This is a genomic window from Lentzea sp. NBC_00516 (genome assembly GCF_036346835.1).
Lineage (GTDB): Bacteria > Actinomycetota > Actinomycetes > Mycobacteriales > Pseudonocardiaceae > Lentzea > Lentzea sokolovensis.
In genome coordinates this window covers 6,937,187-6,952,149 of the sequence record NZ_CP107840.1, presented here as the reverse complement: position 1 = coordinate 6,952,149, position 14,963 = coordinate 6,937,187, and the positions used below count along the sequence as shown (strand labels likewise).

The 14,963-nt window shown below is 67.2% G+C and carries 15 protein-coding genes and 2 tRNA genes; 12 read left to right on the top strand and 5 right to left on the bottom strand.

What is annotated here, in order from left to right; all coding sequences use genetic code 11:
* Positions 1 to 13: 13 nt before the first annotated feature.
* From OG205_RS31640 to OG205_RS31610, 7 genes are all read left to right on the top strand, one after another.
* Positions 14 to 1,957, top strand: coding sequence for an acetoacetate--CoA ligase (locus OG205_RS31640; protein ID WP_330271615.1), 1,944 nt, complete (start codon positions 14 to 16; stop codon positions 1,955 to 1,957).
* Positions 1,958 to 2,112: 155 nt separating this feature from the next.
* A tRNA-Ser gene (locus tag OG205_RS31635) sits at positions 2,113 to 2,202 on the top strand.
* A 41-nt stretch (positions 2,203 to 2,243) separates the two neighbouring features.
* A tRNA-Arg gene (locus OG205_RS31630) sits at positions 2,244 to 2,316 on the top strand.
* A gap of 438 nt (positions 2,317 to 2,754) precedes the next feature.
* On the top strand, positions 2,755 to 3,132 hold the full coding sequence (locus OG205_RS31625; protein ID WP_330271614.1) for a hypothetical protein: 378 nt from the start codon (positions 2,755 to 2,757) through the stop codon (positions 3,130 to 3,132).
* A 233-nt stretch (positions 3,133 to 3,365) separates the two neighbouring features.
* Positions 3,366 to 4,211: an SAM-dependent methyltransferase gene (locus tag OG205_RS31620; protein WP_330271613.1), complete on the top strand. Its 846-nt coding sequence runs from the start codon at positions 3,366 to 3,368 to the stop codon at positions 4,209 to 4,211.
* Positions 4,212 to 4,343: 132 nt separating this feature from the next.
* The gene (locus OG205_RS31615) at positions 4,344 to 5,171 is read left to right on the top strand and encodes an SDR family NAD(P)-dependent oxidoreductase (protein ID WP_330271612.1); all 828 of its coding nucleotides are present in this window, start codon (positions 4,344 to 4,346) and stop codon (positions 5,169 to 5,171) included.
* A complete protein-coding gene (locus tag OG205_RS31610; RefSeq protein WP_330271611.1) occupies positions 5,158 to 5,529 on the top strand; it encodes a hypothetical protein in 372 nt (123 codons plus the stop codon). Before OG205_RS31615 ends, OG205_RS31610 begins: the two co-directional genes overlap by 14 nt.
* Here the strand turns inward: OG205_RS31610 and OG205_RS31605 are convergent.
* Entirely contained in the window at positions 5,513 to 6,334 is an 822-nt protein-coding gene (locus OG205_RS31605; protein WP_330271610.1) for a serine hydrolase domain-containing protein, read from the bottom strand. The genes OG205_RS31610 and OG205_RS31605 overlap by 17 nt on opposite strands.
* Positions 6,335 to 6,357: 23 nt before the next feature.
* Between OG205_RS31605 and OG205_RS31600 the strand changes: the two genes are divergently transcribed.
* Positions 6,358 to 7,269 (top strand): ribonuclease Z, encoded by a 912-nt coding sequence (locus tag OG205_RS31600; protein WP_330271609.1) that lies wholly within the window; start codon positions 6,358 to 6,360, stop codon positions 7,267 to 7,269.
* Here OG205_RS31600 and OG205_RS31595 read toward each other — a convergent pair.
* Complete coding sequence (locus OG205_RS31595; protein ID WP_330271608.1) at positions 7,214 to 8,071, bottom strand: NAD-dependent epimerase/dehydratase family protein; 858 nt, start codon at positions 8,069 to 8,071, stop codon at positions 7,214 to 7,216. The two genes, OG205_RS31600 and OG205_RS31595, sit on opposite strands and share 56 nt — an antisense overlap.
* Before the next feature lie 66 nt (positions 8,072 to 8,137).
* Here OG205_RS31595 and OG205_RS31590 point away from each other — a divergent pair, with 66 nt between their 5' ends.
* Positions 8,138 to 8,347, top strand: a complete 210-nt coding sequence (locus OG205_RS31590) for a hypothetical protein (protein ID WP_319976158.1) — start codon at positions 8,138 to 8,140, stop codon at positions 8,345 to 8,347.
* A gap of 192 nt (positions 8,348 to 8,539) precedes the next feature.
* On the opposite strand, the gene OG205_RS31585 is transcribed toward OG205_RS31590, so the two are convergent.
* A complete protein-coding gene (locus OG205_RS31585; protein WP_330271607.1) occupies positions 8,540 to 8,680 on the bottom strand; it encodes a hypothetical protein in 141 nt (46 codons plus the stop codon).
* Positions 8,681 to 8,698: 18 nt separating this feature from the next.
* On the opposite strand from OG205_RS31585, the gene OG205_RS31580 reads away from it, so the two are divergent.
* Entirely contained in the window at positions 8,699 to 9,952 is a 1,254-nt protein-coding gene (locus tag OG205_RS31580; protein ID WP_330271606.1) for a hypothetical protein, read from the top strand.
* Positions 9,953 to 9,958: 6 nt separating this feature from the next.
* Here the strand turns inward: OG205_RS31580 and OG205_RS31575 are convergent, their stop codons facing one another.
* Positions 9,959 to 10,717 (bottom strand): hypothetical protein, encoded by a 759-nt coding sequence (locus OG205_RS31575; RefSeq protein WP_330271605.1) that lies wholly within the window; start codon positions 10,715 to 10,717, stop codon positions 9,959 to 9,961.
* Between the two features lie 62 nt (positions 10,718 to 10,779).
* Between OG205_RS31575 and OG205_RS31570 the strand changes: the two genes are divergently transcribed.
* Positions 10,780 to 11,985 (top strand): DNA cytosine methyltransferase, encoded by a 1,206-nt coding sequence (locus tag OG205_RS31570; protein WP_330271604.1) that lies wholly within the window; start codon positions 10,780 to 10,782, stop codon positions 11,983 to 11,985.
* Between the two features lie 311 nt (positions 11,986 to 12,296).
* On the top strand, positions 12,297 to 13,517 hold the full coding sequence (locus OG205_RS31565; protein ID WP_330271603.1) for a thioester domain-containing protein: 1,221 nt from the start codon (positions 12,297 to 12,299) through the stop codon (positions 13,515 to 13,517).
* Positions 13,518 to 13,597: 80 nt separating this feature from the next.
* On the opposite strand, the gene OG205_RS31560 is transcribed toward OG205_RS31565, so the two are convergent.
* Positions 13,598 to 14,911, bottom strand: coding sequence for a BNR-4 repeat-containing protein (locus tag OG205_RS31560; protein WP_330271602.1), 1,314 nt, complete (start codon positions 14,909 to 14,911; stop codon positions 13,598 to 13,600).
* Between the last annotated feature and the right edge of the window lie 52 nt (positions 14,912 to 14,963).

Genomic DNA, 14,963 nt, shown 5'->3' with positions numbered 1-14,963 from the left:
TTAGACATGGGGCATGACCGACACCGACGTCGAACTGCTGTGGCGCCCGGACCCCACAAGGGACAACGGGATGTCCGCTTTCCGGACGTGGCTCTCTGACCACGGCCATGATCTCCCCGACTACGAGTCGCTGTGGGAGTGGTCCGTCTCAGACCTCGAAGGGTTCTGGGGCGCCATAGCTTCGTACTTCGACGTCCGGTTCCACACTCCTCCGTCTCGCGTGCTGGGATCCACGGAGATGCCCGGCGCCGAGTGGTTCCCCGGCGCGACTTTGAACTACGCCGAGCACGCGCTGCGCCGCGGCGCCGACGACGAGCTGGCCGTGATCTTCCATCGCGAAGACGGCGTCACCTCGTCTTTGACGTTCCGGGTGCTTCGTTCCCGCGTCGCCGCTTTCCGGGCCGCATTGGCCTCTCTGGGAGTCTCCAAGGGCGACCGGGTGGTCGCGCTCGTCCCGAACGCCCCCGAAGCCCTCATCGCCTTCCTGGCGGCCGCCTCGCTCGGCGCCACGTGGTCGTCCTGCTCCCCGGACTTCGGCGCGCGTGCCGTCGCCGACCGCTTCACCCAGATCGAGCCCGCGGTGTTCGTCGCGGTCTCCGGCTACGTCTACAACGGACGGTCGTTCGACTGCCGCCCGGTGGTCGAGGAGATCCGCGCGCAACTGCCCGGCCTGCGCGCCACGGTCCTGATCGACTACCTGGACAACGGCGCCTCGCTGCCGGACACGCTGTCGTTCTCCGAGCTGGTGTCCTCGTACGAGGGCGCCGAGCTGGAGTTCACGCCGGTGCCGTTCGACCACCCGCTCTGGGTGCTCTACTCGTCCGGCACCACGGGCCTGCCCAAGGGCATCGTCCAGGGCCACGGCGGCATCGTCCTGGAACACCTCAAGATGCTCGGCCTGCACAGCGACCTCGGCCCCGGCGACCGCTTCTTCTGGTTCACCACCACGGGCTGGATGATGTGGAACTACCTGGTGGGCGCCCTCATGGTCGGCACCACCATCGTCCTGTACGACGGCAGCCCGGCGTTCCCGTCGCTGAACACGTTGTGGCACTTGGCAGAACAACACCGCGTCACCTACTTCGGCACCTCGGCCCCGTACGTCCAGTCGTGCCTGAAGGAAGGCCTCGACCCGTCGTCCCGCTACGACCTCACGGGCCTGCGCGTAGTCGGCTCGACCGGCGCACCCCTCACCCCGGAAGGCTTTCGCTGGATCGCCTCCGCCGTGGGCAAGGACGTCCAGATCGCCTCGGTCTCCGGCGGCACCGACGTCTGCACCGCCTTCGTGGCAGCCTCCCCGGACCGCCCGGTCTGGCTGGGCGAACTCTCCTGCCGCTCCCTGGGCGCAGCGGTCTACGCCTACGACGATGCGGGCGTCGCTCTGGACAACGCCGTCGGCGAGCTGGTGATCACCAAGCCGATGCCGTCCATGCCGGTGTTCTTCTGGGGCGACGAGGACGGCTCGAAGCTGCGCGACGCGTACTTCGACACATATCCGGGAATCTGGCGCCACGGCGACTGGATCCGCATCACCCCACGAGGCTCGGCGGTGATCTACGGCCGCTCCGACTCGACCCTGAACCGAGGCGGCGTCCGCATGGGCACCTCGGAGTTCTACCGCGTCGTAGAGTCCATCGACGGCATCGTCGACTCCCTGGTCATCGACACCTCCGGCGTAACAGAAGGCGAACTGCTCTGCTTCGTCGTCCTGGACGGCGTCACGCTGGCCGACGTGGAACCGTTGCTGCGCCGCGAATTGCGAGCATCCCTCTCACCCCGCCACGTCCCGAACCGTTTCGTCGCCGTGGCCGAGATCCCGAGGACCCTGAACGGCAAGAAGTGCGAGGTCCCGGTCAAGAAGATCCTCGCCGGCATGGACCCGGACCGAGCCGTCAGCCGAGGCGCACTCCGCAATCCCGAGTCCCTCCAACCGTTCCTGGAACTGGCCGCCGAATGATCTAGGTCACTTCGCTCGCGATGACCAGGCGTTTAACGCCCCTCTTCGACCCTCTGAACATGCTCTGACCAGCAGGTTCAGGGTTAGAAGGGGGGCGTTTTGCAACTCGGATGACGACCTGTGTAACCTATGTCCCGTGGCCGAGGATGGTCCCGGGAGGCTTCGCCTAGTCTGGTCTATGGCGCCGCACTGCTAATGCGGTTTGGGGTAACCCCCCATCCCGGGTTCAAATCCCGGAGCCTCCGCAAGGCCGAGCCTCTAGGGGATCGGTTATAATTGAATACACGCGCTCGTAGCTCAACGGATAGAGCATCTGACTACGGATCAGAAGGTTGCAGGTTCGAATCCTGCCGAGCGCACTGACTCAGGGCCCTGTGGAGAAGTTTCCACAGGGCCCTGATCGTTTTCGGGGTCAGCATGACTTCGAGGCTCCTTGCGTCGGAATCTGTGCGACAGCTCGCACAGGCTGCACGGATCAGCCCCGGTTGCTGACAACTGGGGCTGATCCCTATGGCGTGGGACGTAACGACATTTCGGTCAGCGCCGACCATGAAGGCATGCGTCGAACCGCCAGCGCTCTGGCCGTCGTGGCCACAGTCTCAGCCGCGTGTGCGTCGACCCCGCCTCCGCTCTCTGCACCGCCAAGCAGCACCGCGTCTTCTGCGGCGGCTACTGCCCCGCCGAGCACGACCTCGGGAGCATCGTCGAGATCGCCTCGCGGACTCCTTTTGAAGGGCATAGGGCAGACGGCTGGTTTCTCGGACCAGCAGACAGGCGCACAGCAAGCGGACTTCAGCGTGGACGCGATCGAAGTCGACCCGAAGTGCACAGGCGAGTTCGTCGAGAAACCTGAACATGGCCATCGCATCGTGCTCACGTTCACCGTGAAGACCACGCCGCAGTTCCGGGCTGACCAGGGATGGCTCATCACTGGTCACGACTTCGCGATCGTCGGCCCCGACGGCGTCACCGAGACCGCCCTCGTGACCGGGGCTGCTTTCATGTGCCACAACCAGCAGGAGTGGCTGCCGACGAGCCCGTTCGCGCCGGCCTCGACCTACCGCGGGAAGCTTCCACTCGACACCCGCAACACGAGCGGGACGATCACGTACCGGCCCCCGCTCTTCGGAATAGCTGGCAATGGCGGCTGGGAGTGGCAGATCCCGGCTCAGTAGTTCGCGGTCTAGTCACCGCCGCTGGCCGAGGTCGACTGCCGGGGAAGGACGTTCCGCGTCCTGCGCGTGGGGAGAAACCACTTGCTGAGCCATGATCATCGCCACGCTACGGGTGCCGACCGGGATCGTGGACAACGCCGCTGAGCGGACACTACGTTGGGATTCGCCGGTGCGAGGCTTCTCGCACCGGCGAATCCATGTCCGGACAGGCTGATCACGAAAGGCCGGGTTTGGTGAACACCACTGTCGAGCAACAGGTCCGCGAGTACTACGACCACGCTGGACCCGCCTACCACGCGCTCATGGGGCAGTTCTGGCACCACGGGGACCTGGAGGCCGAACGGGCCGGTCTGTCGCCCGAGGACGCGGCGAAGGCGTTGGCGCGCAAGCAGATCGACGCGGCGGGTCTGCGTCCTGGCGGGACCGGGCTGGACTTCGGCAGCGGTGTCGGGGGGACGGCGGTCTACATGGCGGAGATCTCCGGGGCGAACGTCGTCGGTGTCTCCAACAACGAGTGGCTCTCCGCGCGGGCTCGTGAGTACGCGGCCGAGCAGGGGATGAGTGAGCGGGCCGCGTTTCTGACTGTGGGGGACGAGGACTACAAGTCGCTGATCGCCTGGCCTGACGGGTCGCTGGACATGGTCAGCTTCTACGAGTCTGTGTGTCACCTGCCGGAGAAGGCCGCCTTCTTCGCCGCGGCTTTCCGCACCCTCAAGCCCGGCGCATGTCTGGTCGGGGTCGACTGGATTCGGCGGCCGTTCGGTGAGTACCGGACCGAGGAGCAGATCGCGCCGTTCATCGGGCCGGTGCAGGAGGTCATCTCCATTCCTGAGCTCGGCACGCTGGACGAGTACCGCGAGATGATGTCGGCGTCCGGGTTCGTCGTCGAGGCCGCCGAGGATCTCTACCCGGACGTCGAGTGCTGGGGCAGCACGCCGCCGGACGACGGTCAGGGCTGGGGCGAGTACACGGCCGGCGCGAACGACTCCGTGATCCACGACGGGAAGCGCGTGCTCGACGCCGCTCGTGCCGCCGGGGTCTTCTCGGTCGCGCGGTGGGTCGCGCGCAAACCTGGCTGACGACTGACAGGCTCGGCACGCAGGCGTGCCGGGCCTGCACGAGCGGCGACCGGTCGCCGCTCCACTTATGCCGTTCGGCGCGGGCAGCGGCTGTAGCGGGCGCGCGGTGCCTCGGATGGCCACACTCGAAGCATGGCGATTCTGGCGGGCAAGGCCGTGGTCATCACCGGCGCCGGGCAGGGTTTGGGACGGGCGTTCGCTACTCATGCAGCGGCTGAGGGAGCCGCGGTGGTGATCAACGACGTGAACGAGCTGCTCGCCAAACAGGTCGCCGACCTCATCACGCTCCAGGGCGGCAAGGCCGTCGTGAGCGCCGGCAACGTCTCGGATCCCGATCAGGCCGAGGCCGTGGTCGACACCTGCACGGCGGCGTTCGGCAGGATCGACGGGCTCGTCAACAACGCCGGCATCCGCTACCAGGCCGAGATCGGCCAGGACGACCCCCGCAGCATGCGCGAGCTCATCGAGACCAACGTGCTCGGCACCCTCTACTGCACCAACGCCGCGGTCAGGAGCATGCGCGGAGGGTCGATCGTCAACCTCGGCTCGGTCGCGATGGCCGGGCAGCCGACGGCGCTCACCTACAGCGCCTCCAAGGGGGCGGTGGCGAGCATCACGGCCGGGGCGGCGGCGGAACTCCACGAGCGCGGCATCAGAGTCAACGCCGTGTGCCCGGTCGCCTGGACGCGCATGGCCGCCACCGACACCAAAGCGAAGCCCAGCGGGCCGCCGGAGACGATCGCGCCGCTGGTCACGTACCTGCTGAGCGACCGCGCCGCGAAGGTCACCGGGCAGCTCATCCGGTTCGCCAACGGGCAGTTGCACGTCATGGTGCAGACGTCGCCGAAGGAACCTGTCCTCGAAAACGCCGCGTGGGACGTCGACGCGATCGCCGAGGCCTTCGAGCAGCGGCTCGAACCCGAGGACCCCGCCTGGGTCCGTTGGGGTGTCGGAAGGTGACGCACGCCTGATCACCAGGCAGAGTGGCGGCGTGGAGCAGCGGGAGATCATGCAGCGGGCGCTCGGCGTCCTGACGCTCACCTACGACGGCGCCGGATCCAACGACTACCTGCGCATGGCGCTCAAGTCGTTGCAGGAAGGCGTGTTCAGCTACGAGGTCAAGGTCGACGGCGAGCTGAACGAGGCCGGCCAGCAGGCCCTCAAGCAGGCCATGGACCAGGTGCTGTCGCAGTTCGGCTGGTTCACCGCGGGCCTGCTCTACGCCTTCCACGGGGTCGCGCAGGCCTACGAGAACGACTACGAGGAAGCCGACGTGCAGGAGGTCCTGCGTCAGCTCGCGATCAGGCTCGCCGACTGACCAGTTCCGCACGGACGCCGTCGGAGAACGGTGTCCACGCCTCGACCGCCCACGGCCCGAAGCGCAGGTCCGTCAACGCGACGCAGGCCGCGGAGATCTCCGGGTCGACCCACAGGAACGTGCCGGACTGACCGAAGTGGCCGAAAGTCCGCGCGGAAAAAGAAGTCCCGGTCCAGTGCGGCGACTTCGAGTCGCGGATTTCGAAACCGAGGCCCCAGTCGTTCGGCTTCTGCATGCCATAACCGGGCAGCACGCCGTTCAGGCCGGGGAACACGACTGAAGTCGCCTCGGACACCAACTCCCCGGACACCAACCGCGGCGACAGCAGCTCGGCGGCGAACAACGCCAGGTCAGCGGCGCAGGACTCCGCTCCGGCACCAGCAGAGCCGACCAAAGCGGAAGAATTCATCCCCAACGGCGCGAAAACAGCCTCGTGCAAATAGGTCGCGAACGGCATCTCGCACGCCGAACCCACAAAAGAAGCCAGCACGTCGAACCCGGCGTTCGAGTAGATCCGGCGGGTGCCGGGAGCGGCCTGCACCTCGGCCTTGTCGAACGCGTATCCAGCGGTGTGCGCGATCAGATGCCGCACGGTCGACCCCTCAGGACCCGCCGGCTGGTCCCACTCGACCGCGCCCTCCTCGACGGCCACCAGCACGGCGTACGAGGTCAGCAGCTTCGTCACGGAGGCGAGCGGGAACACGCGCTGTTGATCACCCAACGAGCTGACCACGCCTTCGGGGGCCACCACGGCCACCGCCACGTTCTCGACAGGCCACGACGCCGCCACTTCCACGCTCCGCATGGGACAGACGTTAACGTCAGGGTGTGACAGTCCGGGAACTGATCGTCCTGGGAACGGCCAGCCAGGTTCCCACGCGCCAGCGCAACCACAACGGCTATCTGCTCAGGTGGGACGGCGAGGGCTTCCTCTTCGACCCAGGCGATGGCAGCCAGAGGCAACTCCTGCGCTCAGGCGCCGCTGCGAGCGACATCACCCGGATCTGCATCACGCACTTCCACGGCGACCACTGCCTGGGCGTTCCCGGCATCGTCCAGAGGCTGTCCCTGGACCGAGTCCCGCACACCGTCCACGCGCATTACCCGCAGTCGGGCGCCCACTTCTTCGAACGCCTCCGCTACGCCAGCGCCTTCTACGACGCCGCGGACATCAAGGAGGTCCCGGTGGTCGACGACGGCGAGATCGCCAACGGGAGGTTCGGCACGCTGGAGGCCTACCGCCTCGACCACGGCATCGACAGCGTCGGCTACCGCCTGATCGAACCGGACGGCCACCGGATGCTCCCGGAGAAGCTGAAACAACACGGCATCCAGGGCCCGCAGGTGCGCACGCTCCAGACCCAGGGCGAACTCGACGGCATCAGGCTCGAGGACGTCAGCGAACCCCGCAAGGGCCAGCGGTTCGCGTTCGTCATGGACACCAGGCTCTGCGACAACGTCTTCGAACTCGCCGACAACGCCGACATGCTGGTGATCGAGTCGACCTACCTCGCCCGCGACACCAAGCTCGCCGGCGACCACGGCCACCTCACCGCCCAGCAGGCCGCCCGCGTCGCGCAGGACTGCCGGGTCCGCAAGCTGGTGCTGACCCACTTCTCGCAGCGCTACGAGGACCCCGCCGAGTTCCACGCCGAGGCGGCCGCGGAGTTCGACGGCGAGATCGTCATCGCGAAGGACCTGGACCGGGTGCCGGTGCCGAAGCGAGCCACTGGTCCCTGACGATCTCCTCCAACGCCGACGAACGCGGCTCCCAGCCCAGCGCGCGCAGCCGCGACGAGTCGGCCCGCAGTGATCGAATCTCACCGGCGTTCGCGGGCTTCCAGGTGACGTCCACGGCCCGTCCCGTCACGTCGGCAACGGCGTCCAGCACGTCTCGCACCGAAGCGGCGGTCGCCCCGACGTTGTAGACCGCCGACGTGCCCACGGAACAAGCCTCCAACGCCACGACGAAGGCAGCAGCAACGTCGCGTACGTGCACGAAGTCGCGCACGGCCCCACCGTCGCCGTAGACGTCCATTCCAGGCACGGTTCCGGCGGCGCACGCGACAGCCCGGGTGATCACCCGACTGGTGTCCGTGTCACCACCTCCAGCGACGTTGAACAAACGGAGAGTGGTCGCCCCGACCTGTCCTGACTGTGCAGCCCACGCCACGAGGTCCTCCGCGGCGGCCTTGGAGGCGGCGTACGGAGAGGAGGGTTCCCGGACCGATTCCTCGGTCAGGACGGCGTCCGACGGCCGGTACACCGTGCCAGTCGAAGCGAGCAGGAATCGTTGGCCCTTCAGGGCTTTGAGCAGATTCAGCGTCCCGCCCACGTTCGTCTCGTAGTAAGGGAGTGGATCAAGAAACGACTCCCGGACGCGAGCGATCGCGGCCAGGTGGATGACGGCGTCCACATCGGCCAACTCGAACGGCTCTGACAGGCGTTGACGGGACGAAACCGGTTCATGACCATGAACCCGCAGCTCACGCACCACGGCCCTGCCGACGTACCCAGTGGCACCGGTCACTAGAACTCGCACGAGTTGACCCTAAAGGTCGACGGAGACTGCGCCGATAACACACGAGTGAGTTACCCCCATCGCGCTGTGCACACGAGCATCGCCGGACTTCTGCACGATCACGCCGTGCACGAGTTCAAGCGGCAGGAGTTTTTGCGCAACGTGGCCGAGATCGTGGGAGCAGCACCCGCGCCCGGTCCCGCAGAGCTCACGGCGCCGTTGCCGTCGATCAACCCCAAGCGCAGCTTCCTCGCCCGCGTTGACCAGGTCCTTCGGGACGCGGCCCGCTCTCTGTGAGCACCCGCACCAACGACTGATCCACTTGCGTCGCGGCCTGAGCCGACAGGCCTGTCTCAAGATTCATCCGGCCGTTGCCGGACCGTGCTTCGACACACATACCGGGTGGCTCTACGCTACGCGTCACCCGGCGATCGCCGGTCACGTCCTCCGCTTCTCTTAAGCGAGTTTTCGGCGATGAATCATGTCCTCTCAGCGCTCAACGAGCGCCTCGGCAGGTTGTTCGGTGACCGGCTGGTAGTTCTGGCCGGCGGCACGCGTCTGGCGAAACGCGCACATGAGCTGCATACGCTCGGTGCCCGCCATACGCTCGTGCTCGATACCGACGATCATGCCCCGCTTCATGATTCCGTGATCGCCCGCTGGGTGTCGCTGGGCATCAAGGGCAGCCTGGTCGCCGTCGAGCAGCGCCGTCTCGGCAAGCTGCTCACCAAGCCGGGCAACGAGGTCAAGGCGATCCTGCGCGACTTCGACCCCGGCAGCGAAGCGGTCGTGATCAGCACGCCCTACAACGAGATCAGCTCGTTCCAGGGCCGTCCCGTGCTGAACGCGCGGGAGCCCGAGTGGGTCGCGCTGGAGAACAAGACCACCATCGACGCGCTGTGGGACGAGCTGTCCGCCCGCCGCGCGCCCGCGTTGGTGTTCGACCTCGACTTCGAACGTCTCTGGGGCGCCTCGGAGATCCTGGACCGCGGCGCCGGCGTCGTCTGGTCCGGTGACGGCCCCGCGATCAACGGCGGCGCGAACTTCGTGCGCCGCGTGCGGTCGTACGAGGAGGCCAAGGAAGCCTTCGACGTGCTCGCGCCCAAGTGCGACCAGGTCCGCGTGATGCCGTTCCTGGAAGGCATTCCGGTCAGCGTGCACGGCATCGTCTTCCCGGACGGCACCGCGGTGCTGCGCCCGATCGAGATGGTCGTGCCGCGCCGCCAGGGCCAGGCCAAGTTCCTCTACGCGGGCTGCGCGTCGTACTACGACCCGCCCGTGTGGATCCGCGACGAGATGCGCAACCTGGCCCGCCGCGTCGGCGAGCACCTGCGCGAGACCGTCGGCTACCGCGGCACGTTCACGCTGGACGGCATCGCGACCGAGGACGGCTTCCTGCCGACCGAGATCAACACCCGCTACGGCGGCGCGATGGTGTGCTTCGAGGACGCCGTCCCGACGCTGCCGCTCGCGCTGGTGCAGGTCGCCCTGGTCGCCGGCTGGAACCTCGGCATCTCCTCGATGGAGTTCGAGGAGCTCGTGCTGCAGGCCGCGGACAACCACCGCGCCGGTGCCGTGGGCGCCAACGTGCGGGCCGTGCAGCCGACCGAGGCCGACGAACGCCGCGTGATCTTCACCGGCTGGGCCTGCCGGCTCGCGCACCCCGAGGAGGCCGCGCACGCGACGCTGCGGCTGAGCCCGTCACCGATCGGCGGCCGCCTCGATCTCGATCTGCACCGCGAGAACATGCCCGTGGGCGCGCCCGTGGCGGCGCTGACGGTCGCGGCGTTCGCGTTGGCTGACCAGGAGTGGGGGACGGGCCTCGGTGCCCTGGAACCCGCCATCGCGGTCGAGGACGAGGCTCAGGTCGAGCAGGCCATCGAAGAGGCCGTCACCGCGTAGGAACGTTCACCAGGCGCCCTCGTCCCCGTACGCGGAGACGAGGGCGAACTGGTAGCCCATCAGGGCGGCGGCGACCTCGGGCGGCTGGTGCACCGGACGCACCAGCCCCTCGCCCAGCACCTTCGGCTGGTCCACACCCAGTAACTCGGGCGAGTCCTTCAGCAGCGCCACACCGATCTCGGCGGCGTCCGCGAGCATCTCCTCGCCCGGCAGGTCGATCATGTCCGTGATCAGCCCGTGCACGAACGCGGGCAGCTTCTCCGGCACCGCGCAGGCCAGCGCGACCAGGCACGCGACCCGTTCGGACGCGAGCGCCTCGAAGATCTTCGGTGCTCCCTGGGCGACGGCGTGCCGGGTCTGCGTCAGCCAGTCCGGGGCCGTGCGGGGCAGTTCGCGGCCGAGAGCGTTCCACCTGCGGTGCGTGCGGCGTCCGTCCTCGGTGAACCCCTTGCCCGCCAACGCCATGGCGGCCAGCAGGAAGATCACCCGGTCCCGCACGTCGCCCGCGACCTTGTAGGACGCTCCCAGTTCCACCAGGAACGGCACGGTGCAGAACGAGGCCTCGGACACCGTGTCGTCGGTCAGCAGCCGGTCAGCGAGCGATGAGAGCGCGTTCTGCCGCACGTCCTCGCTGGGGTCCATCAGGGAGCGCAGCAGACGGGGCACGCGACCGGCGCCACCCCGGCCGTCGTAGACCTCGGTCCAGGAAATCCTGTCGAGTCCGCGCAACGGGTCAGGCCGTTGCCAGGCGCGCGGCAGCTCCATAGGCGGGAAAGGTACGGGATGTCACGGAAAGGTCCTCGGCGCCTCGCCCGTACGATCTCGCCGTGTCCTTCTCGGTGGCCGACATCTTCTCGGGTGCGGGCGGCATGAGCTTCGGCTTCCACGCCCACCGCGACTTCCGGGTCGTGGGCGCCGCCGACGCGCAGATCGGCAAGCCGAGTTCGAAGTTGGGTTCGTTGCGCTGCAACGACACCTACCGCGCGAACATCGGCGTCGACCCGCTGGAGGTCAACCTCGCGAAGGTCTCGCCGGCGGCGTTGCGCGAGGTCTGGGGCCTCAAGCGCGGCGAACTGGACGTGCTGCTCGCGTGCCCGCCGTGTTCGGGCTTCAGCCGCATCACCTCGCAGAACCACCTGCGTGACGACCCGCGCAACTCCCTCGTCGGCCGCATCGCGGTGTACGCGGAGGAGCTGCGCCCGAAGGTCGTGCTGATGGAGAACGCCCGCGAACTCGTCAAGGGCAAACAGCGCCACCACTTCGACAGCCTCGCCGAGGAGCTCACCCGGCTCGGGTACTCGGTCTGGGGCGGCACGCACATGCTGTCGAAGTTCGGCCTGCCGCAGCTGCGCGAGCGGACGCTGATGGTGGCCGTGGACGCCGGCCTGCCGTTGCTGACGCTGGACGACCTGTGGGCCGGCCGGGTCATCCGCCCGTCCGCCGTCACGGTCCGGCGCGCGATCAGCAAGCTGCCGGTGGTCGCCGCCGGAGTGGCGGACCTGGAAGACCCCATTCACGTATCCCCGACCTTTTCCCAGGACCGCAGTCTCGAAAGAATGCGTGCAATTCCCGCGAACGGCGGATCGTGGGCCGATCTGCTCCGTTCACCGGAGACCGCAGAGTTGTTGAATCCTGCACAACGCAAGATCGTCGAACAGCAGAACTGGGGTTCGCACCCCGATGTCTACGGCCGGTTGTGGTGGGACGAACCCGCCCGCACCATCAAGCGGGAATGCGGCCACGTCGGCAACGGGCGTTATGCCCACCCCGTCCAGCACCGCCTCTGCACGGTCCGCGAGATGGCGCTCCTGCAAGGGTTTCCGCGCCAGTTCCGCTTCGACGTCTCGATTCTCGGGAACGCGTACCGGCACGTGGGAGACGCTGTTCCGCCGCTGATCGCCTACCAGTTGGCCGGGTTGACCCGCTGGATTCTCACCGGCCGCCGCCCGGAGCCCAAGGAGATGTGCCTGCGGGGCACTTCGCTGCGTCCCGGCGACATTCGTCCGGCAGAAGTTACCGAAATGGTGGCGTAGGTCTCTGAACCGACCTGGGTGATCATCCGTAGCGGGACGCCGCTATTGATAACTGTTCGGCAACGAATTTAACGTCACCTGACGGAATGAATGCATCGCAGGCCTATCCACTGTGGACACCGTGAGTATGTTTACGCTGCTCACTGACTGTATGACCTGGTCTCCTTACCTCACTCATACGTGTGTCACCCCATCGGCTAACGTCCCGCTCGCTTCCTGTCGGTTCAGTGTCGATGACGACGTGCCGACCGTCCCGACGGATGACTGACTTCCCGCCGCGTTCGGGTTAATTTCAGCGAGCAAGGAGACCCATGGCTTCCCGGTTCAGGATCGGCACCGCGCTGCTCGGCGCGACCGCCGCCCTCGCGTTCTCGGCCCTTCCCGCCCACGCCGAGGTGAAGATCACGCCGGACCGCGGTGGTTCGGAGCAGGGCCACAACGTGTACCTCAAGCCCGGCAAGGCGGGCGAGGAGCCGCAGAAGCAGGACACCTCGATCATCAAGCTCCGCATCGATGACGAGAAGGACCGCACCAACGTCTTCGCCTACTGCGTCGAGCTGCCGACCCCCCTCGTGGACGGTGACGTCCTCAAGGAGGTGCCGTGGGACAAGCACCCGAACCCGAACACCAAGTTCAAGGAGAACTCGGGCAAGGTCCTCTGGATCCTGAAGAGGTCCTACCCGAGCCAGTCGGTGAAGAACGTCAAGGACGCGTTCAAGATCGACAAGCTTGACAAGGAAGACATCATCGCGGCCACGCAGGCGGCGATCTGGCACTTCTCCGACGGCGCCGAGCTCGCCGACACCAAGCAGAACGACGCCGAGATGGTGGCGCTCTACAAGCGCTTCGTCGCGGACGCCACGCCGGAGGCCGAGCCGAAGCCGACGCTGGTCATCGACCCGGAGTCGCAGTCCGGCAAGCCCGGCCAGAAGATCGGCCCGTTCAAGGTCACGACCACGGCCTCCGAGGTCAAGCTGACCGCGAACCTCCCCGAGGGCGTCACCATCGTCGACGCCGACGGCAAGCCGCTCGCGGTGCAGAAGAAGGACGACAAGCTCGCCGTTCAGGGCACGGGCGACAAGGTCACCGAGTTCTTCGTGAACGTTCCGGAAGGCACGAAGGACGGCCAGGCGGAGTTCAAGCTCTCCGCCGAGGCCACGCTGTCCGAGGGTCGCCTGTTCGTCGCGAAGGACAAGGCTTCGGCCGGCAAGGACGGTGTCGCTCAGTCGCTCGTCGTCGCGCAGCCGCAGAAGGTCAAGGTCGAGAAGGACGCCAAGGCCGACTGGAAGGCCGGCGCCGTGCCTCCCACCACGACCACGACGACCGCCACCACGACGACCACCACCACGTCGCCCGAGACCACGACTCCGGCCACCTCCTCCACCCCGGCCAACCCGGCTCCGGGTGGCGGCGAGGACGACCTCGCGTCGACCGGTGCGTCGATCCTGTGGCCGCTGCTCGGCGGTCTGGTCCTCGTCGGCGCCGGTGTCGGTGCGCTGTTCGTGGTCCGTCGCAAGAAGGCCGGCGCCTGATCTAGGCAGCTAGCCTCACAGACGAACGCCCCCTGGTTCCGCGCCGGAGCAGGGGGCGTTTGCCATTTCTGGAGAAGGTGTTATCGGCGGCTGACGCCCGCCACGTAGATGTCCCCGTCGGCGATCGCGACGTCCCTGGCCGATGAGGCGCCCGAGAAGATCGCACGGGCCGGGTCGCGGAAGTTCTCCACGATCTCGACGCGTTGCACCGGCTTGGCCGTCGGGATGACGGACTCGGGCGACCAGAAACGACCGAACCGCACCAGGTAGGTGTTCACGTTCGGCTTGCCGTCCTCGGTCGCGTAGACCCGCCACGTGAACAGGTCGACCTCCTCGATCTCACGGGTGCGCAGTCCCCGTGCGACCTCCTTGGTCTCCCAGTTCCGGCCGTTCCAGGTGGACAGGTAGTTGCGCAGCGGCCCCTTGGCCTCGTCGCCCATGAACCACAACAGGAACGGCTTGCCCAGCGTCGTGCCCACCTGCTGGATGTAGTCGGGGGACTTCACGGCGTTCGGCAGGGTCAGCGGGGTCTCCGCGACCTTGAGGTGCGTCTCCTGGTCGGCGTCGTCGATCTGGGTGCCCAGATCCTTGCCGGACGCCGAGTAGAAGTGCCGGTTCTTCGGGTCGAACCACGTGTAGTAGATGTTGCGGTGGTACCGGTCGTGCAGATGTCCTTCCGTGCCACCACCCGCGAGCGTGTACACGATCCGCACGCGGCCGTTGTCCTCCAGCCGCAGCTGACCGATGTAGATCTCGTTCATGTTGTCCGCACGGGAGGTCGAACCGATCGCGAACCTGTCCCCGGTCAGCTCCGTGGAGGTCTTCCACGTCTTGCCGTTGTCCTTGGACACCACGTAGAGCATCGGCCGGGTGTCCGTGGGGGTGACCTTGTCGAGGTCGCGGGTCGTCTCGCGGTAGAAGACGTAGATCGTGCCGTCGCGCGTGACGAACGGCATCGGGTACGTGGCCGCGTTCTTCGAGATCAGCGTCTCTTCCCAGACACCGTCGACCGAGTTGGGCTGGGGCGAACGGGACATGCGCAACTCGATGTTGTGCATGCCGCGGAAGATGAGCAGGTGCCCGTCCTTGGCCTGGACCATGGTCGGGTAGTTGTGCGCGTCCGAGTCGCCGTCCGCGACCCGGTTGGGCGTGGACCACGTGGACTTGCGGTGGTCGTACGCCTGAACGTAGCTGTCCTCGTACTGGCCCGCCCACGAGATGAACGTCTTGCCGGCCTTCTTGTCGTAGACCCCACCGGCGACCGGACGCCGGTCACTGCGGGCCGCGACGTTCGTGGCCGTGGTCGTCACCGTGAACTTCGCTTTCCCCTGAACATCGGCCGTGGCGTTGGCCGAGGGGACCGCGACGAGCGGCAACAGCAGTACTGCGGACATAACTCCACGCAGGAGCCGTGTCATGCAACTTCCTCCTGGTTCTGACCGCGAC

Coding starts and splice junctions, on each gene's coding strand:
- OG205_RS31565 (WP_330271603.1), top strand. CDS start 12,297: ATGGCTTCCCGGTTCAGGATCGGCACCGCGCTGCTCGGCGCGACCGCC.
- OG205_RS31575 (WP_330271605.1), bottom strand. CDS start 10,717: ATGGAGCTGCCGCGCGCCTGGCAACGGCCTGACCCGTTGCGCGGACTC.
- OG205_RS31640 (WP_330271615.1), top strand. CDS start 14: ATGACCGACACCGACGTCGAACTGCTGTGGCGCCCGGACCCCACAAGG.
- OG205_RS31585 (WP_330271607.1), bottom strand. CDS start 8,680: ATGATCGTCGGTATCGAGCACGAGCGTATGGCGGGCACCGAGCGTATG.
- OG205_RS31605 (WP_330271610.1), bottom strand. CDS start 6,334: ATGCGGAGCGTGGAAGTGGCGGCGTCGTGGCCTGTCGAGAACGTGGCG.
- OG205_RS31560 (WP_330271602.1), bottom strand. CDS start 14,911: ATGTCCGCAGTACTGCTGTTGCCGCTCGTCGCGGTCCCCTCGGCCAAC.
- OG205_RS31615 (WP_330271612.1), top strand. CDS start 4,344: ATGGCGATTCTGGCGGGCAAGGCCGTGGTCATCACCGGCGCCGGGCAG.